General features: G+C 58.8%; 15 protein-coding genes. 12 read left to right on the top strand and 3 right to left on the bottom strand.

The genetic code is table 11. The annotated features are described in order from the left end of the window. The first annotated feature begins 221 nt into the window (after nucleotides 1–221). From J3R75_RS18905 to J3R75_RS18885, 5 genes are all read left to right on the top strand, one after another. Nucleotides 222–878 carry a DUF1559 family PulG-like putative transporter gene (locus tag J3R75_RS18905; RefSeq protein ID WP_307265071.1) on the top strand — a complete coding sequence of 219 codons (657 nt, stop codon included), beginning with the start codon at nucleotides 222–224 and terminating at the stop codon, nucleotides 876–878. Nucleotides 879–956: 78 nt separating this feature from the next. After that, on the top strand, nucleotides 957–1,613 hold the full coding sequence (locus J3R75_RS18900) for a DUF1559 family PulG-like putative transporter (RefSeq protein WP_307265068.1): 657 nt from the start codon (nucleotides 957–959) through the stop codon (nucleotides 1,611–1,613). Nucleotides 1,614–1,722: 109 nt separating this feature from the next. After that, entirely contained in the window at nucleotides 1,723–5,718 is a 3,996-nt protein-coding gene (locus J3R75_RS18895; protein WP_307265065.1) for an RIFT barrel domain-containing protein, read from the top strand. Nucleotides 5,719–5,863: 145 nt separating this feature from the next. Continuing rightward, entirely contained in the window at nucleotides 5,864–7,675 is a 1,812-nt protein-coding gene (locus J3R75_RS18890) for a beta-L-arabinofuranosidase domain-containing protein (RefSeq protein WP_307265061.1), read from the top strand. A gap of 306 nt (nucleotides 7,676–7,981) precedes the next feature. Continuing rightward, a complete protein-coding gene (locus tag J3R75_RS18885; protein WP_307265058.1) occupies nucleotides 7,982–9,409 on the top strand; it encodes a glycoside hydrolase family 32 protein in 1,428 nt (475 codons plus the stop codon). 131 nt (nucleotides 9,410–9,540) lie between these two features. On the opposite strand, the gene J3R75_RS18880 is transcribed toward J3R75_RS18885, so the two are convergent. After that, on the bottom strand, nucleotides 9,541–10,338 hold the full coding sequence (locus J3R75_RS18880) for a lysophospholipid acyltransferase family protein (RefSeq protein WP_307265056.1): 798 nt from the start codon (nucleotides 10,336–10,338) through the stop codon (nucleotides 9,541–9,543). 111 nt (nucleotides 10,339–10,449) lie between these two features. Between J3R75_RS18880 and J3R75_RS18875 the strand changes: the two genes are divergently transcribed. The 5 genes from J3R75_RS18875 (at nucleotide 10,450) to J3R75_RS18850 (ending at nucleotide 16,378) form a co-directional block, all read left to right on the top strand. Beyond that, nucleotides 10,450–10,842, top strand: a complete 393-nt coding sequence (locus J3R75_RS18875) for a hypothetical protein (protein ID WP_307265053.1) — start codon at nucleotides 10,450–10,452, stop codon at nucleotides 10,840–10,842. Between the two features lie 77 nt (nucleotides 10,843–10,919). Next, complete coding sequence (locus J3R75_RS18870) at nucleotides 10,920–11,456, top strand: NADH-quinone oxidoreductase subunit NuoE family protein (protein ID WP_307265050.1); 537 nt, start codon at nucleotides 10,920–10,922, stop codon at nucleotides 11,454–11,456. A gap of 101 nt (nucleotides 11,457–11,557) precedes the next feature. After that, a complete protein-coding gene (locus J3R75_RS18865; protein ID WP_370882410.1) occupies nucleotides 11,558–13,318 on the top strand; it encodes an NADH-quinone oxidoreductase subunit NuoF in 1,761 nt (586 codons plus the stop codon). A gap of 13 nt (nucleotides 13,319–13,331) precedes the next feature. Then, entirely contained in the window at nucleotides 13,332–15,065 is a 1,734-nt protein-coding gene (locus J3R75_RS18855) for an NADH-dependent [FeFe] hydrogenase, group A6 (protein WP_370882377.1), read from the top strand. Between the two features lie 524 nt (nucleotides 15,066–15,589). After that, the gene (locus tag J3R75_RS18850) at nucleotides 15,590–16,378 is read left to right on the top strand and encodes a M48 family metallopeptidase (RefSeq protein ID WP_307265045.1); all 789 of its coding nucleotides are present in this window, start codon (nucleotides 15,590–15,592) and stop codon (nucleotides 16,376–16,378) included. Between the two features lie 91 nt (nucleotides 16,379–16,469). Here the strand turns inward: J3R75_RS18850 and J3R75_RS18845 are convergent, their stop codons facing one another. Then, on the bottom strand, nucleotides 16,470–17,474 hold the full coding sequence (locus J3R75_RS18845) for an NAD-dependent epimerase/dehydratase family protein (protein WP_307265042.1): 1,005 nt from the start codon (nucleotides 17,472–17,474) through the stop codon (nucleotides 16,470–16,472). 529 nt (nucleotides 17,475–18,003) lie between these two features. Further along, on the bottom strand, nucleotides 18,004–18,465 hold the full coding sequence (gene bcp / locus J3R75_RS18840; protein ID WP_307265039.1) for a thioredoxin-dependent thiol peroxidase: 462 nt from the start codon (nucleotides 18,463–18,465) through the stop codon (nucleotides 18,004–18,006). Between the two features lie 364 nt (nucleotides 18,466–18,829). Between bcp and J3R75_RS18835 the strand changes: the two genes are divergently transcribed. Both J3R75_RS18835 and J3R75_RS18830 read left to right on the top strand, forming a co-directional pair. Then, nucleotides 18,830–19,633 carry a prepilin-type N-terminal cleavage/methylation domain-containing protein gene (locus tag J3R75_RS18835; RefSeq protein WP_307265037.1) on the top strand — a complete coding sequence of 268 codons (804 nt, stop codon included), beginning with the start codon at nucleotides 18,830–18,832 and terminating at the stop codon, nucleotides 19,631–19,633. Nucleotides 19,634–19,649: 16 nt separating this feature from the next. Continuing rightward, the gene (locus J3R75_RS18830; RefSeq protein ID WP_307265035.1) at nucleotides 19,650–22,760 is read left to right on the top strand and encodes a hypothetical protein; all 3,111 of its coding nucleotides are present in this window, start codon (nucleotides 19,650–19,652) and stop codon (nucleotides 22,758–22,760) included. Nucleotides 22,761–22,812 lie beyond the last annotated feature (52 nt).

Below are 22,812 nucleotides of genomic sequence, written 5' to 3'. Positions count from 1 at the left end.
TCGGATCAGTCGGATCAGTCGGATCAGTCGGATCAGTCAGTCGCGAGATGATCTATATTGGCATGGTGATAGTATTCTGGCTAAAAATGTCAGTATTTTTATAGATGTTTTTTCAGTAAACCCTTGAAATCGTGCGTTAATGTTGCGATACTAGGCACAATAGCCTTGTAAGTATTATTAATAGCGTATTGCCTTCTTGGCATAGACAGAGGAGCAGAGAGATGACCACACAAAGACGCCATTTTACGCTGATCGAGCTGCTGGTGGTGATCGCGATCATCGCCATTTTGGCGGCCATGCTGTTGCCGGCATTGAGTAAAGCGCGGGAGAAAGCGCGGAGCATCTCCTGCGTGAACAACCTGAAGCAATTTGGTCTGGCCGACGCCATGTACATTGGCGATTTCGACGACATGATTGTGCCGGTGGCCAATGGCAACTACCCGACGTCGACAAGTTGGATGGCGCCGTATTGTTACCCCTTGTTGCATGCCTACATTGGCGACTGGAAGACGTTTCTATGTCCATCGGACAACACGCCGTTGGCGAACAACAGCTTCACGCCCGGCAACAAGCTTAGTTACATCGCCAGTTACAGCTTGCACAAGCAGGGCAACACCAGCCTGGCAGTGATTAAGATCAACGCCTGCCTGGAGCCAAGCAAGAGCATTTCCTTTGGGCCTAATCAGCGTACATCGGGCGGCAATGCCGGTGCCAACTCCGGGCACATCATAGCGAGTCTGACGGACCCCTCGCGGGTGAACACGTCCCGGCATGGCGGGACATCCGCGAACTACGTCATGATGGACGGCCATGTGGAGAATATTGGTGGAGTCAAGATGTATGCGGAGCGGGCAGCTTACTGGAAAGACTGGAAGTAAGCCCCTGTTGGGCGGTAGGTACTGGCGCTATATAGGAGACGTATGAAACAAGCACGTGAAAGTGGAGCAAATCGGCCAATGCGACGACAGAAAAGACATTTTACGCTGATCGAGCTGCTGGTGGTGATCGCGATCATCGCCATTTTGGCGGCCATGCTCTTGCCGGCCTTGAGTAAAGCGCGGGAGAAAGCGCGGAGCATCTCCTGCGTGAACAATTTGAAGCAGTTCGGGCTTGCAGACGCGATGTATCTGGCGGATTTTGACGACATGATCGTGCCGTCGGCCAGCGGCAATTATCCGACGTCGACGGGCTGGCTGCCGCCCTACTGGTTTCCGCTGGTGCAGGGTTACATCGGCGACTGGAAGACCTTCATGTGCCCATCGGACAGCACGCCGTGGTCCAACGCCACTCAGACCCTGGGCAACAAAGTGAGTTATATTGCCCATTATGGCGTGCATCATCAGGGCAATACCGCGATCAAGGCGATCAAGATCAACCTCTGTAAAGAGCCGACGGTCACCGTGTCCTTCGGGCCGAACCAGCGCACATCCGGCGGCAATATCGGGGCGCGGGCGAACAACATCATCGCCAGCCTGACGGATGCCGCGCGCGTAAACACGGCTCGCCATGGCGGCAATTCCGCGAACTACGTCATGCTGGACGGCCATGTGGAAAGCATTGGCGCGGCGAAGATGTACGCGGAGCGGACGATCTTCTGGAAAGATTGGAACTGATCGCCGAGGCAGATGGCACAAGACACGCTTACGGTCGTGTCTTTTTTTTTGCACAGATTATGGTTAAGTCGGTGTTTGACAACAGTAGCAAGACTTTTAGGAGAGTGCGATGTTGAGCAAAATGCGGGTGGTTCTGGTGCTGGCGGTCCTGGGCATGGTGTTGAGCGTTTACGCGCAAAGTCGTGGCAAGCGCGACAGTCTGAAGGGCCTGGTCTTCGAAGTGGAGGACTGGAGCGAGCCCAAGGATGCGTGGGTGGTCGACGTTTTTCCGCCGAATAAATGGGCTTTGTGGACCCAGGAAGAGGACGTGTGGTCCAAACGCTCCATGGGGCAGGCGCTGCGCACACCGCATATCACTAAGGATCGAGCCACTCCCGAGGACGGTGCCCCCGTGCTGCACACGAAGATCACCGGCATTCCCACGGGCGTGTACGAAGTCTACATGAACGGCACCAACCGGTTGCTGGCGCTGTCACTTGATGGCGGCCAGACCTGGTTTCCCGGCGAACGCCATGGCGAAAATTTTTTGGGTCTTTACGACATTCGTGACGGCGTTTTTGAGTTGTGGGTCGATGACCGCTATGAAAATCCCGATGGGCACGGCGTAGCCTACTACGACTACATTCGTATGGTTCCGGGCGCGGTACCCAGCCTGTCGGAGTTTCGCTCATTCACGCTGCCCAATGGCGACACCCAGCTCAGCTGGCTCAGCACCAGCCCGACCATGGCGGCGACGGTGCATTTCGGCCGCAACGGCCAGTTTGATCAGCAGATCACCGAGGTAAACGACCGTATGCGCAACCACGCCGTGGTCCTCAGCGGCCTGGAGCAGGGTGCGCGCTACACGGCGAAAGTCGTCTGTAAGATGAACATCCGGGAGTCCGTCGAGTCGGCGCCCTTTAGTTTCATCGCTGGCGAGAAGCCGGTGCCACCGGCAACCGTAGCGGCGACCATCCCGCTGCGGGTCAGCGAGCCGACGGCGTTTGCCCGTCGTGGCTGGCCGGTGACCTCCGGCGTGCCGTTTGCCCAGGGCCAGCTTGCCTCGGCAGATGACGTGCGCGTGCGCAATCCGCAGGGCCAGATCATCCCGGCGCAGTTTGCAGTGCTGAGTCGCTGGCACGACGGCAGTGTCAAATGGCTGCTCTGCGACTTTTTGGCCGACACCGACACTGCACAGGCGCAGGTCTACACCCTAGTCACCGGCGCGAAGCTCCCACCGCCGCCGCCGGCAGTGCCGGAAGCGGCGGACAGGCTGACGGCTATTTCGCAGGAATTGCTGGAAGAAGGCCGCTCGGAGATCATCTTGGCCGATGGCACACGCCTGCAGAAAGGCCCGGCGGATGACGTGCGCGTGGTTGATGCCGGGACCATTCGCTATGGCCTCGTCGCCGCCGGTGATTATGTGGATCAAGACGGCAACAAGCGCTTCCGCTGGCGGGCGCAAGTCAACTGCTACGGCGCAGAGCCGCTGATGACATCACTGCGCTGGGGCATCAGCAACAATGACCGCCGACAAACGCACGCGTTGGTCAAGAGCGCGACGTGGTCACTCCAATATGATGACGATAATCCCCCGATGACCCTGAGCGATGGCAGTAAGATGCCTGCGCAGTTTCGCGTGCTGCAAGATCAGGAAAGGCATGCGACCATCACGCCGCTGGCCGGCGATGGCCCGGTCGTCACTCGTGAACGCATGGATGGCGTGTTTGCCATAGTGGGCGATGGGGGTAATGGCCTGATCTGGATGCGCGATTTCTGGCAGACTTGGCCGAAGGGCTTCAGGGTCAACGAGGACGAGCTGCTGGTTGAGTTCCTGCCGGAGCTGCCGGCCACGGGCTATCCGCCGCCGGCCACGGACAATCCTCAGGACGATCTCTTTATTCACTACTACTGGCACAAGGACGGCTGCTATCAGTTCAAGGTCGGCATGGAAGTGGCCAATGACGTGTGGATCGTAGGGGGCATCAAAGGCCCAATGGCCCCAGCACAGTGGGCAGCCTGGCTGGACAAGCCGCTGTTCGCCGTGGCCGACAGCGCCTACTACTGCGCCAGCGGCGCCTTCGGCGCAATCAACCCCGTGCGTGAGCGCGAATTCCCCGAATACGAAGAGACTTTCGCCAAGTCCTTCCAGCAACTCGAAGAAGGCCGCGTCAAGCGTGGCGAATACGGCTGGATGAATTTTGGTGACTGGTTCGGCGAGCGGCGTTGGAACTGGGGCAACAACGAGTACGATCTGTCCTACGTGGCGGCCGTGCACTTTGCCCGTTCTGGCAACTTGGACTACTTGCGGCGCGGCCTGGAGATGGCGCGGCATTACACCACGGTGGACACCGTGCAGCACCCCACGCAGGGCCAGCGCGAGCTGGTGTACGCGCACAGCACGGGCCATGTCGGCGGATTCATACCCGAAGACAATCCCCTGCGGCAGGCCATCGGCAAGACCCAGGCGAATTTTCGCGGTGGGCAGGACGGCTCCGGCGGGCACGCCCATCACCCCGGCAATTTCTACCTGGCTTGCCTGAGCGGCGACCGGCGCTTCTTTGAGGTCGCCGAGACCGCCTGCTGGAACCAGGCCACGCGCTACACCCCGAACTTCAATTTCAGTATTGAGCGCGCGGCAGGCTGGGCACTGATGAATGCCGTGTACGCCTACAATTTCACCGGCAATCCCTATTACCTCAACGCCGCCAAGCTCTATTTTGAAGTGATCAAATCTAAGCAAAATCCCGACACGGGCTGCTTTGACTTGCCGCAGGATCAGAGCGAATGCGAGTGCCCTGACAAGAAGGAGCACCGCGGTGGCAAGGCCTTTGCGACGGGCGTGTTGCTGCACAGCTTGGCGCGACTCTACGAAGTCGACCAGGACCCCGCCGTCAAGGACGTGATTGTGAATTGCGCGGATTGGTTGCTGGATCATTCGTGGAACGAGAAGGCGCGTGGCTTCCGCTATAAGACTGGCTGTCCCAAATTCGCTAATGGTGGCTGGTATTCTATCATTGTCACCGAGGGCATTGCCTATGCCGGCGAGCTGACCGGCGACCCGCGCTACGTCGAGTTTCTGGCGCGGACCGTCGGCCCGCAGTTGCGCAAGGCCACCGGCAGCGGCTACAGCGCCGGCAAGAATTTCGCGCAGTATCATCGCCAACTGCCGCATTTGCTCTATTACCTGCGCAAGCACGGCATCACCGAGACCTCGCCGACCTTCGCCGGTAAGGCGCTCTTTGACCGCAGTATGGTCGTGATCAATGCGCAGGGCGCCGCAGTGGTGACCCTCCCCGTGGAAAATGGCATGAGCAAGGACCTCGCCTGCGAAGTCGTCATCGACGAGCTCAGCGCCGGCCAGGCCGCGACCATGCGTGCCAGCTGGCAGGCGCCGGTGGGCGTGTCCTATAGCCCCGAAATCGCATTGACGGGCCTGACGCCTGGCGCGACCATCCGTGGCCGCGTGCTGATGGGCGGCGACAACTTCCCCTTCGCGTTGCAGGCCGTGGCGCTGCCGCCGCCGCCGGCCATCGGCAAGAAGATCGGCTTCCTTGGTGGCGAGAAGCATTTCACGCTGGCAGCGCTGCGTGACGCCGGTCTGCAGCCGGCGTTGCTCGAAGACCTGGCCAAGGACTCGCTGGATGGCTTTGGCGCGGTGATGGTCGGCGGCGACGCCTTGGGTGTGAGTACACCGACACTGACCACGGCGACGGCCGCCGCGCTGCTGGCCTTTGTCGAAGCCGGTGGCAAGGTGGTGTTTTTCCAGCTCAACGACAGTTTTTGGGATGGCGGCTGGCTGGACGCGACCCTCGAAGTGGTCGAGCCCGACGATCTGGCCGCTGAGATCGCGGTGCCGTCGCACCCGCTGTTTGCGGGCGTGCCGGACATTGCCGGTGCGAAGTGCTTTGACAGCATTCACGCCGTGGACCCCGGCTGGACGGTGCTGGCGCGCGATCGCAGCAAACGGCCCTGCATCTGCGAGTTGCGGCGTGGCAAAGGCGCCGTGCTGGTGATCAATCCGGCCTTTGACCGCGTGCTCCATCCCAAGGACGCTAAGACGATAGGCGTGCCGGAAAATGTCAGTCGGCAGCTGTTGCGGAATTTGGCCGCGTGGGTACAGTAGGCCGGCGACGGATTTACCGACCATGAAATACGACAAAAACACCTGGCGCGGTTGGTGGTCTTGGGCGGGGACGGCATTGACCGTTCTTTGCTCAATGACTGTGGTCTTGGCTGCGCCGGCAACCCCCAACGCACAACGAGGACCTATGAGCGCATTTACCCTGACTCCCTTGAACGCAACGAAACTGGATGGCTATCTTGGCGACAAATTGGCGTTGTGCCTTGAACGGCGCATCAAGGCCGAGGATGTCGATGGTCTGGTGGAGCCCTTCCGGCATCGCGAGGAACGCAATCTGTGGCACACGGAATTCTGGGGCAAGTGGATGCTCGCCGCCGTGCCCGCCTACGAATACAGTGGCGACAAGGCCCTCTACGAGCAGATCCGCAGTTCGTCGCTGGCCATGATGGCCACCCAGAGCGCGGACGGCTACATCGGCAATTATCCCGACGACGGCCGGCTGAAGGGCTGGGATATCTGGGGCCGCAAGTACACGCTACTAGGGCTGATGGGCTACTACGACCTCAGCAAGGACCCGCAGGCTTTGCAGGCGGCCTGCCGGCTGGCCGATCTGTGCATCAAGGAGCTCGGCCCGGGCGCCGAGGTGAACATCGCCAAGACGGGCATGCACCACGGCATGGCCAGCTGTTCCATTTTGGAACCCATCGTGCGCCTGTACCGCCGCACGCGCGAAGAGCGTTACCTTGAGATGGCTCGGCATATCATCGCCTGCATTGAAGGTCCAGACGGCCCGCAGCTGATCAAAAAAGGCCTGGCTGGCGTACCCGTGGGCGAGCGTTTTCCGTTGCCGGAAAAATGGTGGAGCTGGTACAACGGCCAGAAGTCCTACGAGATGATGTCCTGCTATCAAGGCATGCTGGAGATGTACGAGGAGCTCGGCGAAGAACGGCTGCTGCGCGCCTGCGATCTGGTCGCCAAGGACATCATCGCCACAGAAATCAATATCGCCGGTTCCGGCGCGTCCTGTGAATGCTGGTACTACGGCAAGAAATGGCAGACTGAGCCGGCCATGCATATGCAAGAGACCTGCGTAACCGTCACGTGGATGAAGTTTTGTCAGACGCTACTGCGTCTGACTGGCGATGTCACCTACGCCGAAGAGCTGGAAAAGACCACCTACAATGCCTTCCTGGCGTCCTTGAATCCCGATGTGTCGTCCTTTTCCAAATACTGCCCGCTGGAGGGCATTCGCGGCGCTGGCGTCGGCCAGTGCGGCATGACCATCAACTGCTGTATCGCCAACGGCCCCCGGGGTTTCTTCATGCTGCCTGAAGCCGCCGTGATGAGCAACGCTGGCGAGCTGGCGGTCAATCTCTATGAGGACCTGCAGGCCCAGGCCACCCTCAAGGATGGCCTGGATGTGGCGCTGGCCATCAGCGGCAACTATCCGGCCAACAATCGCGTGTGCATTGCCGTGACGCCGTCGGCGAAGGCGACTTGGTCGCTGCTGCTGCGTATTCCGGCATGGAGCGCGGTGACGTCGGTGACCATCAATGGCGCGGCGTTGGACGGCGTCAACGCCGGCAGCTACTGCCGTATTGAGCGCGCCTGGCAGGTCGGCGACGTAGTCGAGCTGGTCTTCGATTTCAGCTGCCGGGTCGCGGAGTTGAACCGCTGTCTGGCGCTGCAACGCGGGCCGTTGGTGTTGGCTCGTGACGCTCGTTTCAACGATGGCGATATCGACGCTGCCGTGCTCGTGCCCGGCGACCAGCGTCTGGAACTGGCGACGACTGCCGACGCTGCGACCGCAGCCGGTGTGTGGCAGGCTTTCACCACTAAGCTGGTCAATGATCTCAACGCCGAAGGCCCCGCCGGTGGTCCGCAGCAGATTCACTTCTGCGACTATGCGTCGGCCGGCAATACTTGGACCGCTGCCTCGCGTTATCGTGTTTGGTTGCGCAAGGGCCTGCGCGTCACCATTGGCGAACATCTGCGCTAGAACTAGCTTGAAAAGCCTAGTTGGGTTTTGCGAGGGGGAGGAAAAGGCCGCTGGCCCTTTCCTCCCCCTCGCGCTCCCTTACCTATCCCTTTTCGGCTCAGCGTCAGCAGCTGATTGCATAGACTGAGCTTTTCTCACTGTCTTCGCGGCAGTCATGGCTATTTCATTGCAAAAGAAAAGGTTACGAACATGCTTACGGCAGGCGAAAATCGCTTGGTGCCCCTTTTGGGATAACCTCACTCTGAGGACAGTCTGGCTGCGTTGGGGCGAATGCCGTTGGCGAGGTCATCACGAGGAGGACGAACGATGAGCGAAGAAGCCCTGCGGCAAGCCCAGGCCAGCGTTCACGCCGGCGAAGCGCGGGCGCTGGCTAGCGTGGAACGGCCTCGCTGGCATTTCACGGCGCCGGCCTACTGGATGAACGACCCCAATGGCGTCATGTACTATGGCGGCTACTATCATCTGTTCTATCAGCACAATCCCTTCGCGGATAGCTGGGGGCACATGCACTGGGGCCATGCGCGCAGTCGCGACCTGTTGCATTGGGAGCATCTGCCCATCGCCTTCGGCCCGTCAGCGGAGCAGGGCGAGGAACATTGCTACTCCGGCTGTGCGGTCTTTCCGGCCACCGGCCGGCCCATGCTTCTATATACCATGGTGCCGCCCAAAGGCAGTCCGCGCGGTCATGAACAATGGGTAGCGCTTGCCGAGGACGACGAGCTCAGCCACTGGCGCAAGGACCCGACTAATCCCATACTCTGCCGCGGGCGAGACGGCACGCCGGAGTTCGAGGCGTCATGGCGCGATCCTTTTGTGTTCAGCGCAGCCGGCCGGCAATTCATGGTCCTCGGCGCGGCCATGCCCGGCGAAAAGGGCCGGCGTGGGGTCGCACTATGGGAGAGTACCGACGCACAGCTAAAGCACTGGCGCTACCGTGGTTGGCTCTTCGCGCCCGAAGACACGACCATTCGTTTCTTTGAATGCCCGAATTTCTTCCCCGTGGGCGACCAATGGTTGCTCTTGGCATCACCCTACGGGCCTGTGCAGTACTGGCTGGGTGATTTCTCGCCGGACCAGGGACGCTTCACGCCGCGTAGCAGTGGCCTGCTCGATGGCAGCCCGGATTTCTACGCGACAAACGTCCTTATGAACGATCCCAAAGGGCGTCTGTCACTGTTGGCTTGGGGACGGGGCTTCCCCGCCGGCATGGGCTGGAACGGCTGCCTGGCCATGCCGCGCGAAGTCGCGCTGGATGACGCTGGGCGACTGAAGGTACGGCCCCTCTCTGAAATGACCGCCCTGCGCGGGCCGGAATGGTCGCTGGCAAACGCTGGCGACGTCAGCGGCATTGAATTGCCCACCGGCGAATGCGAGATTGAGCTCCGTGGCGCCATGCCCGCCAGCGGTCTGGCCATGACCCTGACCAGCGCGGCTGAGCCGCAGAAGAGCGTGTTCTTGCGCATCGCCGATGGCTGCTGGTCCTGCTTGGACAAAAGCGCCGCGCTGCCCGATAGTACCACTGGCGACTTTGCTCTGCGACTCTTCCTCGACCGCAGTTTTCTCGAATGCTGCTGGGGCGACGGCAATGCCTGGCTGACCAAAGCCATTCCCTACCTGCCAGCGCCCATTAGGCTGAGCATCGGTGCAGGGGGAAACGGTAACACCATGCCGACGCCCGATGCCCAAGCTGCTCTGGGCGCTCTGACTTTGCGCGCCTGGCCCCTGAGTTTGTAGCCGTGCGGCTACGGAGGTCGCGTCTTCGCGTGAGAAAAAGCCCCCCCACCGGCTACCGCGTCCGCCCCTACGTCTTCGCGTCTTCGCGTGAGAAAAAGCCCTCTCCTTCGCGCCATCGCGTCAGCTGATGGCTATTGGGGCTGTTGTGGTGCGTACCACTCGGCCATTTTGCCGGCGATGAAGGCGACGATGGCCGCGTGTTCATCGCGACCGTTGCCGGTGACAGCCATGGGCGCACCAAAAGCGAAGTGCACGGCTTTTTCGGGATGCAACGGCCCGAATTCGCTGAAGAGCAGCCCGGGCGTCATGAAGTCAGTCTTAAGGGCGAATGGCAGTACTTTCACGCCGGCGCTTTTCGCTAGCTTAGTGCCGATGCTGTTGAAGTTCTCGGCCTTGAACTGGAGTTGCCGGGTGGCTTCGGGAAAAATCAGCACCGACTGTCCGGCGGCCAGGCGTTGCTTGCCTTCTTCGAGAATGGTCTTGAAGTCTTCGCGAGGATTGTCGCGATCGACACCAATGGCGTTGACTGCGTGCATGGCAGCGCCAAGGCAGGGCACCTTGAACAGACTCCGCTTGATGACGTAGGTGAAATCCAGACGTGGCGAGATCATCGCGTTAAGGACCGCCGTTTCAACCGAACTCATGTGGTTACCCACGAGCACATAAGGGCCGTCCTCGCTGCGCAGATTGTCCAGGCCGCGAACATGTAATTGTGCGCCAAAAGACTCCAGAATCCGCAGATTGCGCTCACTGAAATACGCCTGCTGCACGCGATCAAATTCGCCGCGCCGCGCGCATTTACCCAAAAGGTAGAAATTGCGCATCAGGCTGAAGAAAAGCGCCGCGCGGGAATTGCCCGTCCAACGGGCAAGAGCGCAGCGGGTTTGGGGCGCAGTGTCGTAGCTGTCCTGGTTCAGCACGTAGTCCATTGCTCATCTATCTTCTCCGTGCCTTGCACGGTCAACGTGGCTTGTGGTTGTTTCCGCGGGGAGAGCAATAATATACCCGACGAAGCGCGCTCCTTGGCGGCAAACCGAATCATGTCAGGGAAAATGCGCTTTTTCTTCCGCGAAAGGGGATGCTTTTTCTCACGCGAAGGCGCGAAGGGGGATACTTTTTATCGCGGACGGATCGGACGGATCGGACCGATCGGACGGATCGTCGACTTGATCGGTCCGATCAGTCCGATCAGTCCGACGACGAAAGACGACGACGAAAGACGACGACGAAAGAATGCGGGCCGTCTGCGCCGGGAGTTCTGGCGACTTGCCCGCGCGCGGCAACCGTGGTATACTTTGGGCTTTCTGGCACTGCTGGCCGGTTTTGGCGGTCGCGGTGTCGGTTATTGCCATCAGAAAATGACTACCAAGAAAGAATTTTTCTCGTCAAAGGTCTTTTTTGTTCCACGCGGAGCAAAAGATGTATTATGTTAAAAGTTTCACAAAGCGCGCGGCGGCATTTTTTCGTCGTGTGCCGGATGACCTGATGCTACAAGAACGACGGAGGTAACATGAGCTGCGATTGTTGCGGTAAGAAGGAAAAGGCTCTGGAGAAGCTGATGAAGCTTGAGCCCAAGAAGACGACAGAGCTGGTAGCCTTTATTGACAGCCTGCCGCTAGGTAACGACATTGATGCCAATCGGGGCTGCCTGATTGAGACCTTGCACCGGGCCCAGACGATCTTTGGCTATCTGCCTGCCGAAGTGCAGCAGCTGGTTTCCGAACGTCTGAAGATCACGCGGTCGGAGATATACGGCGTGATCAGCTTCTACTCCTATTTTACTGACAAGCCGATTGGCCGTCACAAGATCAACGTCTGCTGCGGCACGGCCTGTTTTGTCAAGGGTGCGACGCGCATTGTTGACGAGTTCAAGAGCAAGTTGGGCATCAAGGAAGGCGAAACCACGCCGGACAAGAAGTTCTTCCTTGGCGTTCTGCGTTGTGTTGGCGCTTGCAGTCTCGCCCCGGTCGTTATGGTTGATGATCACGTCTATGGTAAAGTCACGCCGGAAATGGTCAGCACCATTCTTGCCGATTACCAGGATTAACCTTGAAGGAATATGCCAACATGACAATCACTTCACTATCCGATCTTAAGGCATTAAAGGCGCGTCTTGACCAGAGCGCGTCTGATAAAGTGAAAATTCTGATGTCGCTGGGCACCTGCGGTTTGGCCGCGGGCGGTTCCAAGGTGGTTGATGCCATCGAGGAGACGATGGCCAGCCAGAACCTCGGCGACAAGTACGAGGCGGTGCCCGTCGGCTGCATGGGCCTGTGCTACTGCGAACCGACCATCGAACTGCGCGACAACAGCGGCAAGTCGATCATCTACGGCGACGTCACGGCTGAGCAGATTCCGGCTATTCTCAAAGCCGGTATGAGCGGCGCGCCGGCCGGGACCACCGTGGTGGAACGGACCTGGTACTATCCTGAAGACGAAGCCAATACCCATAAGGCGTTGCAGGCCCGAATTGCGCTACGCAACACCGGCTGTATCAATCCCGAGCTGATCGAAGACTACATCCGCCAGGATGGCTATCAGGCCTTGGGCAAGGTGCTCAGCGGCATGAAGCCCGCCGAGGTGTCGCAGCTGGTGCTGGAAGCCAATTTGCGTGGCCGTGGCGGCGCGGGCTTCCCGACTGGCAAGAAGTGGCAGTTTGCGGCGGCGCAACCCAAGGGCAAGAAGTACATGATTTGCAATGCGGACGAGGGCGACCCCGGCGCGTTCATGGATCGCGCCGTGCTGGAGGGCGACCCCCATTCCGTGTTGGAAGCCATGACCATCGGCGGTTATGCGATTGGTTCTGACATTGGCATCATCTACATCCGAGCCGAATATCCGCTGGCGATCACTCGCTTGCGCATTGCCATCGACCAAGCGCACGAAATGGGCTTCCTCGGCAAGAACATCCTCAACAGCGGCTTTGATTTTGATATCGAGCTCAAGTATGGCGCCGGTGCTTTCGTCTGTGGCGAAGAGACCGCGTTGATTCACTCGGTGGAAGGCCGGCGTGGCGAGCCGACGTTCAAGCCGCCGTTTCCTGCGGTTCAGGGTTTGTGGAAGCACCCGACGGTGGTGAACAACGTCGAGACCTACGCGAACGTGGCGGCAATCATCCGCAAGGGCGCCGCGTGGTTCCGGACGGTTGGCACGGCGGGTTCCCCCGGCACGAAAGTCTTCGCCCTGGCGGGCAAAGTCAATCACGTTGGTCTGGTGGAAGTGCCCATGGGCACAACCCTGCGCGACATCATCTTTAGCTTGGGCGGCGGCATCAGCAAGGGCCGCGCCTTCAAGGCTGTGCAGACGGGCGGCCCGTCCGGCGGCTGCATCACCACCAAGAATCTTGACACGCCGATTGATTACGAGACCCTCAAGGCCATCGGCTCCATGATGGGCTCTGGCGGCATGATCGTTATGGACGAGGACGACTGCATGGTCAACATCGCCCGCTTCTTCCTCGAATTCACCTGTGACGAGTCCTGCGGCAAATGCACTCCGTGCCGCATTGGCAATCGCCGGCTTTATGAAATGCTCACGGACATCTGCCACGGCAAGGGCACGCCCCAGACCTTGGTCGAATTGCGCAATCTCGCGCTGGTCATCAAAGACACCGCGCTCTGCGGTCTCGGCCAGACATCACCCAACCCCGTGCTGTCCACGCTGACCAATTTCGCTGACGAGTACGAGGCGCATGTGAACGAAAAGCGCTGCCCGGCGGGCGTCTGCGAGCGGCTGGTGCGCTTCACCATCAATGAGAAATGCGTGGGCTGCGGTGTTTGCGCCCGGAATTGCCCCGTGACGGCGATTACCGGCGCGACCAAGAAACGCCACGTCATCAATCAAGACAAATGCATCAAATGCGGCATTTGCTTCGAGAAGTGCATGTTCAAAGCCATTGATAAGCAATAATATAGGAGCCGTAATGACAATGGTTAACCTGAAGATTAACGATATGCCCGTTTCAGTGCCGGAAGGCACGACCATTTTGGACGCGGCTCGGACCCTCGGGATCAAGATTCCCACCCTGTGCCATATCAAGATGGACTGTCTTGGCGTTGAACACAAAGCCGGCTCCTGTCGTATTTGCGTGGTAGAGATTGCCAATCGGCCGAATTTGGCTCCGTCCTGCTGTACGCCGGTTGCCGAGGGTATGGTCGTCAAGACCAACTCGTTGCGGGCGATCAGCGCCCGTCGGACCGTGCTGGGCCTGCTGCTGTCCAACCACCCGAAGGACTGCCTCATCTGCGCCATGAACCAACAGTGCGAACTGCAGAGCTTGGCTCATGAATTCGACATGCACGAAATCAAATACCAAGGCGCGCAGACCGAGTTTCCGATCGACATCAGCAGCGGCGCCATTCGCCGCGATCTGAACAAATGCGTGATGTGCCGCCGTTGTGAAACGGCTTGTAACGTCGTGCAGACAGTCGGCGTCCTCTCCGGCATCAACCGCGGTTTTGAAGCCACGGTCGGGCCGGAAGAGCTCAAGCCCTTGCTTGAGACTAGCTGCACATTCTGCGGCCAGTGCGTCTTGGCTTGCCCGGTTGGCGCGTTGACGGAAATCGGCTATAAGGACGATGTCTGGCGCGAAATCAACGACCCGACCAAGCACGTCGTGGTGCAGACGGCGCCGTCCGTGCGCGTGGCTCTCGGCGAAGAGTTCGACATGCCTGCCGGTAGCATCACCACGGGCAAGATGGTCGCGGCCCTGCGTCGCCTGGGCTTCGCAAAAGTGTTCGACACCGACTTTTCGGCGGATCTGACCATCATGGAAGAAGGTACTGAGCTGATCAACCGCATCAAGACTGGCAAGAATCTGCCGATTCTGACCAGCTGCTGCCCCGGCTGGGTGAATTTCTTCGAGCATCAGTTCCCCGAGTTGATGCACATGCCCTCGACCGCCAAGTCGCCGCAGCAGATGTTCGGTTCCATCGCCAAGTCGTACTATGCCGAGAAGGTCGGTGTCAAGCCGAAAGACTTGATCGTCGTATCGATCATGCCTTGCCTGGCCAAGAAGTACGAAGCGGCCCGGCCTGAGTTTGCGCCTGATGGCGTGCGCGACGTGGACTACGTCCTTTCGACCCGCGAATTGGCCGCCATGATCAAGGAAGCCGGCGTGATGTTCAGTGCCCTCAAGGACGAAGAATACGACAATCCGCTTGGCGAATCCACCGGCGCCGGCGTCATCTTTGGTGCTTCCGGCGGCGTTCTCGAGGCCGCCCTGCGTACTGCCAATGACATTCTCAGCGGCAAGGACATCAAGGACATCGACTTCGTGGCTATTCGTGGCTTGGAAGGTATCAAGGAAGCCACGGTGCAGGTTGGCGGCATGGACCTGCAGGTCGCCGTCTGTTCAGGCTTGGGCAACGCCCGCAAGCTACTGACCAAGATCCGCAACGGCGAAGCGAAATACCACGCCATCGAAATCATGGCCTGCCCCGGCGGCTGTATCAACGGCGGTGGCCAGCCCTACACCGGCAGCAACCTCAAGACCTTGGAAGAACGCAAAAACGCGATCTACCAGGTGGACAAGAATCTGCCCATCCGCAAGTCGCATCAGAATCCGAGTATCATCAAGCTCTACAATGATTATCTGGGCGAACCCGGCAGCCAGCTTGCCCACAAGCTGCTGCATACGCACTACTTCGCCCGCTAAATGCAGCGTGGCTGAGTAGAAACGCCGCGCCGCCATAGATGAGGGACGCGGCTATCCGTCAGGGGCGGGAATGGGTGAAAAGCCTGTTCCCGCCCCTCGTTTTTGGCGCGGACGGAGCGGATGGAGCGGTCTGATCTTCTGTCGTTTATCGCGGACGGATCGGACGGATCGGACGGATCGGACGGATCGGGCTAGGGCGGACACATAGGTCCGCCCCTACGCGGTCTGATCGGTCTGATCGGTCTGATTGGTCAAGGCGCTGAAAATGGCCTCGTTCGATTGATTGTCGCGTGTTGTCGCCTATCTTTATCAGGTTGGAATTACTCATCAGGAACTTACGTGCAAAGGAGCGTCGAGATATGACTAGGCTGCTTATGATTTGGCAATATTTTGGTCGTGTTGCGGTGATTGGTGCTGTGTGTGCGTTGGGGCAGTCGTGCACATCGCCAACAACAGAAGGAGGCAATGCGCTGTTAAGTCATCTTGTTGGGCAGGCGGGCACTGCGGCCAAAGTCGCGCTGCGGATGAATTCCGAACTCAATGGTCTGGGCATTGATGGCACGTCCGTTTTGCTCAAAGCAAAATCCACGCCAGCGGCATTTCATGTGGTTGTGCCGGAGCATAGTCGCAAACGGGTCATTCTCCTGAGTCGCGAAGACGAAAAGCGTATTGGCGAGGCTGTGATTGCCGACATGAAGGCCCAGGGCGCTTTCTACAGCGACGCCACGCAGGAAAAACGGGTACGGGCGATTGCCCAGCGCGTCAACGCGGTGCTGCCGGAGCCTTTTCCGCTGAATATCTACCTTGAGAAGGACGAGCAGGTCAATGCGTCATGCTTACTTGACGGCAGCGTCTTCGTCACCTCTGGCTTGCTCAAGACGATCAGCGACGACCAGCAGCTCGCAGCCGTTCTTGCCCACGAATACGGCCATGCGGCGGCGCGGCATGGCTCGGAAAACGTCACCAAGATGCTCATGCAGTCTGCCGGCAGCATGTACCTCGCCGAGGCGCTGGCGGCGAGTAGCGGCGGCGTCGGCCAGGCCGGGACGCTTCTCAAGGCCGGCTATGGCCTGGGTAGCAAGTATGGCGTGTTGCTGCCCTACAGCCGCACCATGGAGCACGAGGCTGATCGCCTGGGGGCGCTGTATATGGCCCGGGCCGGCTACGATCCCAACGCGATGGTCAAAGTGTTCGAGCTGTTCCAGAAGATGTCGCCGGATAGCGGCATCTTCAGCGAATTTCTCTCGACCCACCCGATGAACCAGAAACGCATCGACAACGTCAAGCTGGTCATCGCTACCGAAATCCGCTAAAAGCGACAGCAACGACAACTGAAACGCCATCGGCCCGCAGCGCTTGCCGCAGGCCAATGGCTTATTTGTGAACCTGTTGCTGAACGGGGCCTTACAGGCCTTTTTGCTGGATGTACTTGTCCATGTTGGCGCTGGTGGCACCGCCGTCGCCCCAGGAGAAATCTTTGGGGAGGGTGCGGAGTTCCTTTTCGAGGCCGTCGCGCAGGGTTGTGAAATCGGCCTGTTTCAGGCCGGTGACGCGGAGGACCTTCGAGTTATCGACGATGCGTTCGAAGAGCCGGTCATATGCGAGCTGGTAGAAGGCGCCCTTGCTACCGCCGAGAATTTGCAGATAATCTTCGGTGCTGACGGGGATGTATTTCAGGCCGATGATTTCCTTGTAGTATTCGGCGACTTCTCCCCACGGGCGATGTTCGGCGGTCGCCAGCGTGAAGCGCTCGCAGAGCGCCCCCGGGTTGAAGAGCAGGTGAGCGAAGAGATTGGCGACGTCGCCCGCCCAACTCATGGTCGCCTGGACTTTCAAGGCTGCTTCCGGGACAATCACCGGCAGGCCACGCATGGTCCGGCCGACGACGATGGGCGCTTCGAGGGTTACGAGCTGGAAACGGCGCTTGCTGTAGGTGATGGCCGGCCGTACAATCGTCCAGTTCTTATGACCGGATTTCACGACGATGTCTTCCGCGCGGGCCTTGCTCAGCGAGTAGTCGTCGGTAGCCAGGTATTCCGTGTCCTGTGAGGCATCCACCAGCCGCGGGCATTCTTCCGTGATCGGCACGCTGTGGCCGTCGTAAATGCGGTAAGACGACAGCAGGAAATAGTGGTCGGTGTTCCGGAGCAGGACCTCATGACGCTCGTGGAATTCCACCGTGGAGTAGATCAGGAAATCGATGATGCCGTCGTAGTGCTCTTTCAGGAGTTCCCGCTGGTAATTGACGTCCTTGGCATTCGCCTTGACGTAGTGAATGCGGGGATTGTCGGAAACCACGTCGTCCAGTGACACCACAGTGACGTCGTAGCCCATGGCGGCCAGCTGCGGAACCAGATACACGCCCATGGCGCCCGTGCCGCCGAGAACCAACACCTTCTTGCCAGTCATAACAGCATTCCTCGTCAATGTTTGCGGTCAGTGAGTTGAGTTGCGCCGGTGCTGCCTTGATGAAATCCGCCAGCGACCACGAAAGATACTGGGCGCGCGGGCTCTTGCAAGGCGCGCCCACCAGAGAAATTGTCAGTAGGGGGAATCGGCCAGCCATTGATATTGTGTGATCACCTGCCCGAGCGAAGTCTGTTTCGCGCGCGCGGCCATAGAGGATGGGGGCCCCCTACGGTGGGGGGGCTGATTTCAAGAACCGCAGGAAAAATAGCCAAAAAATCACCCATTGACAAGTAAAAAATTACTGAATGACAGCAAATTGTGGATCAGGATGATTTCAGCTGTCTTGTTCGTGTGATTTGGGTGTTCGTTGTTGTGAGTTCCGACGTGCCAATCGCGTCGCTGGGATGTCCACTTTTTCGCAGTTGAGAGCGTTAATTCACTTTATTCATCTCCCACTCGGGCGTTGGTGGGCGACGTTGGTGATAACGGCGTATCCATGATTGATCGATTTCCAGTAGGGATGCGCGAATCAGGCGCCGGCGGCTGCCAGGGCCTTCGGCGCGGTGTCTTCGGGGCTGATCTTATACCAGGCCTCAATGACCTTGCCGTCCTCGCCGATAAGAAACGACGAGCGCAGCACACCGAAGTATGTCTTGCCGTACATGGATTTTTCCACCCATACGTCATAGGCTTCGGCAGTGGCGTGGTCCTCGTCGGCGAGCAGGGCGAAATTCAGCCCGAACTTATCGGCGAATTTCTTCTGTTGGGCGACGGTGTCGGGGCTGATGCCGAGGACGGTGACGCCGGCGTCCTTGAGCTGCTGCCAGGCGTCGCGGAGGGCGCATGCCTGCTTGGTGCAGCCGGGGGTGTCGGCTTTGGGGTAGAAATAAACCAGGACCTTCCGGCCCTTGAAGTCTTGCAGGCTGACTGCCTTGCCGTCATGATCCTTCAGCGTAAAAAGCGGCGCAAGCGAACCTTTTTGCAGTTGCATAACGGACGGTCCTTTCATTGAGCAGATGAATTGGGCGCCGGAACGGGCTGGGAATAAGTATACCCGTCTATCCGCATAAAAAAAGCCCGCATCGTACGGTGAGCTGTGAAGCGCCTCCGACTCGGCTCCGCAAGCTAACGCTCTGGGCGAAGGGTGAGCGGAAGAATAGAGGGTGTAAAACCCCTGGAATCACACGACACAATCCAAAAATACACCATGCTTCCTGGTAACACCTTCTTTTTTATTCTTGACTTTTTACTTTTTTTATGGTATATAATAAAAAGTTGAAAGATGCACATAGGATTTCTGCTTAGTATTGGTGTTTGGGCGTGGTGTTGGTGCTACATTCAAAGGAGGACTTCCGATGAAGGCTGCAAACGTGCGATTCGTTGATTGGTGTAGCAGGAAGCGCTGGCGTGGTTTGTTCACGCTGATTGAGCTATTGGTGGTGATAGCGATTATCGCGATCTTGGCGGCGATGTTGTTGCCGGCCTTAGCGAAGGCCCGCAACAAGGCCCACAGCATCGCCTGCGTGAACAATGAGAAACAGCTGATGCTCTCGACGCAGCTTTACGTGAATGATTTCGAAGGGATGATCTGTGATCGGATGATCCTTGGCAGCAACAACGTCCACTACACGTGGACGTCCGTGATGCTTGACAACGGTTATGTCGATAAGGCGGCTTTGCGCTGCCCGACTGCGCGTCAGGGCGGCAACTCTAGTTGTGATTACGGGATCATCCATTTTGCCCATGCGGCCTGGTACTACCCTGGTGCGTTCGCTGCTTTGGGCAAATTCTACGAAAGGCGTCAGCTCCTTGGCAGTACCAGCTACTCTGGGGTCATTGATTTCAAGCAGATGACGCAGCCAGGGAAAACCCATCTTTTTGCCGAGACCCGCACGCCGCTGAGTTATGGAGGCGGCACCGCACCGACCAGGAGTACGGGGCAGGGCTATTATCTTTATCATCCGCGCTACACTGACACTAATTATGGCGTGCTCAGCCTGGTCCATGGCAGTGCTCGTGCCGCCTTTGCCGATGGCCATGTGGAGAGTTGGCAGGCTCACGACTTGGTTCGCTGGTGCATTCGCTATGCGGCCGATGAGCGAGACGAGTTTTGGGAGGTACCCGGTACCGGCACCCAGCCTTATCCCTGGAATCCCTGAAAGGACGTACTGAGCAATGCTAAAACATGTCATAGTAAGCGGTATTTTGTGGGCCTTGGTCTGCGTGGCGGTCGTGGCTGAACCGGCGTTCAAGGTGAAGGGCTCGGTATTTGGTAATCTTGAGTTCACGGGGGCGCCGCAGCGGATTGAACTGGAGTTTCTGAATAACGGCAGTTTTTCGGGGCCAGTGGACGAGGTGATCCGCCTCACCGACGCATTAGGGTACGGCGCGGCGCCGACAATTGTCACCGTGGCGATGACACCGGAGCTCAAGCGCGAGCATGTGATCACCATACCCGCTTCCTGGGATGGCCCTTTTCAGTTGCGTTATTCCCTGCTGTCCCGTGGGCAGGTGCTGTTTTCCCGGGAGATTCGCGGTGCCAATTACACGCCCGTAGTATGGCAGGATACTGATCACTCGCTGTTGGGCTGCTACGTCTGGGGGATTCACTGGCATGGTGAACAGCTGTTGCCGGTTTTGAAAAACATCGGTGTGCCCTGGGTGCGGACGATTGTCAACTGGGGGAATATGGAGCGCGAGCAGGGCAACATGAACTTCGCGTCCATGGGTAAGAGCATTGGCCTTTTGGACCAGCTGGGCTTTTGCATCTTTGTCAATTACGAGTACACCCCCAGTTGGGCATCACGCCTTTTTGAGGTAGAAGGGGGCTGGCAACTCTTTGCAGACCGCGCGGAAGAACTGGCTCGGCGCTACCCGACAGTACGGGTATGGGAAGTGTGGAACGAGCCGGATTTCAAGCAAAATATCTTCGGCTTCGACACGGGCAAAGGCGTCGCCGAGATGCTCAAGGCCTTCTATCCGGCGGTGAAACGGGGCAACCCCAAGGCTTTGGTTGCTGGCTGCGGTACCGCCGGCGACGATCCCAAACGTATCCACAGTTTTTTGGATTCACTCTTCGCGAATGGCGGCGGCGAGTATTTTGACATCTACACCTACCACTACACCAGTGCGCGGGAGGCCAATCTGGAAAAACTCCGGGAGTACAAATGGTCGGGGCCGGTATGGAACACAGAGGATTCCGTCGGGGGTGCTTCCCAAGCCAGCTTTGCCCACGAGCGCTCGCTGGGTTTTGTCCGCAACACCCTGGCCAGCGCCGCGCGTGGGGTAGAGCGCAACTTCTATTTTATTTGCTACATCCCCACCAAGTCCCTCTCGTCAAAGGAAGAGTTTGACCATAATCGGCTTTTTGACAACGACTTCCTTCCCACCTCCAATCTGTGGATGCTGCAGACCATGGGCGATCAGCTCAACGGCTACAGTTTTGCGCGTGAGCTGTCCTTGGGCGATGGCATTCAAGGAGTGCTGCTGCGGAATGCCGCCAGCGGAGAAGCTCGCAGCGTGATCTGGCGGCATGCCGATGGTCCTCGCGCGCTGCTGCTGTCGGCAGCGGCGCCATTGGCGGCCGTGGGCGTTTTTGGTGATGACCTGGAGTTTACGCCTGTGGGCGGCTACTGTTCCGTGCCCTTGAGCATGCCCCTCTACCTCCCTGGCGAGATTCAGGCAGCGGCGGGCCAGCCGATGCTGGCGATCAGTCCACCTGCCGCCTGCTTCTTGTTGGGTGAAAAGCGGCCGGTGGACATTGTCTTGCACAATCCATCGCAGCAGGAGCTGGCGGGGAGTTTGGTCGTCACTGTCCCCAGTGGCTGGCAGGCCCCGACGCCCGTGCCCATCAAGCTCGGGGCAGGGGAAAGCAGCAGCGTCACGGTTCTGCTGGTGCCGGGTGACTTGCCGGACGAGACCAGCTATGTCATCACTGCCAAGTTGCTCGTCGACGGTAACCTGGTGGCAGCCGATCAGCTTGGTGGCCGGGTTTTGCCGCCCATTGCTGGCGAGTTGACGGCTGCGTTTCGCGATGGCGAAAAGCGCGTCGTTCTCCAGCTGCGCAACCTGGGCAGTTCCGCAATAAAGGGCAAGGCCCGGCTATTGGGAACCACGGGCGGGGAACGTGCTTTCGTAGTGGAAGCGGGGAACACCGTTCCGGTGGAGTTTGCGCCTGAGCTGGCTGGCGACAGCGGCAAGGTTGCCGTCGAGGTTACCGCGGGCAAACTAACCCGTGTTTGGGAAAAGGAGCTCGCGTGGCGGCGTTTGCCACCCCTGGGCCAGGAGGGCGAGCCGCTCGTGCTGGCGACCCGAGATCACTTCAAGAGCAGTTCCCCCGTCCTTTGGCGTTGGGATGGCCCGCAAGACCTGTCAAGCCGTTCCACGTTGTCCTGGAATCCTGAAGGTATCCGCTTCCGCGCGGAGGTCACTGACGATCTACACCATCATCCCTCTGCAGAGCCATCATGGCAGGAAGACTCACTGCAATTCTTCTTGGACGGACAAATGTACATTACCGCCTTGACGCCGCAGGGCGCCAGGCTGGCGGCGGATAAAGGCGAAGTGCCAGCGAATTTTGTGTCAACGGTGGAACGGCAAGGAACCATAACAGTATACGAGCTTCTTTTGCCCAAACCCGATGGCGGCACCTGGCAAGCTAATGACCGGGTCCGTTTCGCTTTTTTGGTCAACGACGCCGATGCCAATCAGGATCGCGAAGGGTGGATCTTCTCGCCACCGGTCAATATCGGTGCGCCCCTGGAACGCAAGCAGGTACCCGAGCTGATATTGGCCGCGCCTGGCGTTGTCGCTCCCGAAGCACCGGTTGCGTCTGAGGCGATACCGGCCAGTCTCAATCCGGCGCGCTGGCAGCCCAATGCCGCTACCATGGACAAGACCGTCTGCTATGATGCGGAGGAGGAGGCACTGGTGTTTCGCAGCATTTTTGCGCCCGATTGCAAAGACCGTTGGTTCTACCCCATCTACACACTTACCGAAGAAGACCGCGCCTGTCGCTATCTGACCTTCCAGGTCAAAGCTATCCAGGCGCCGATGCAATCCGGATACCATAATGTCCAGTTCTGGCTTAAAGGCGGGGTGGCGTCCGGAGGCAACTTCATATACCGGCATATTGATGACACATATCGGACACACACCATTGATTTGTATACCCGCCAACCCGGGCCACTGCTGCCCGAAAAACTTTTCTTCGGCCTCAATAACCGTAATGACGACGAAGTGACCCTGTATATTAAAGAGTTACGTTTTCATAATAACCAGCAATAGCGGGCTGGCAGGCTGTATATTGCTTGGCAGTTGGCGTTGTTTACCGAGTCGT

The sequence above is a fragment of the Oligosphaera ethanolica genome (assembly GCF_030814695.1).
GTDB classification, from domain to species: Bacteria; Verrucomicrobiota; Lentisphaeria; order Oligosphaerales; family Oligosphaeraceae; genus Oligosphaera; species Oligosphaera ethanolica.
The sequence above is the reverse complement of the archived record's forward strand: the minus strand, read 5'-3'. Positions and strand labels throughout refer to the sequence as shown.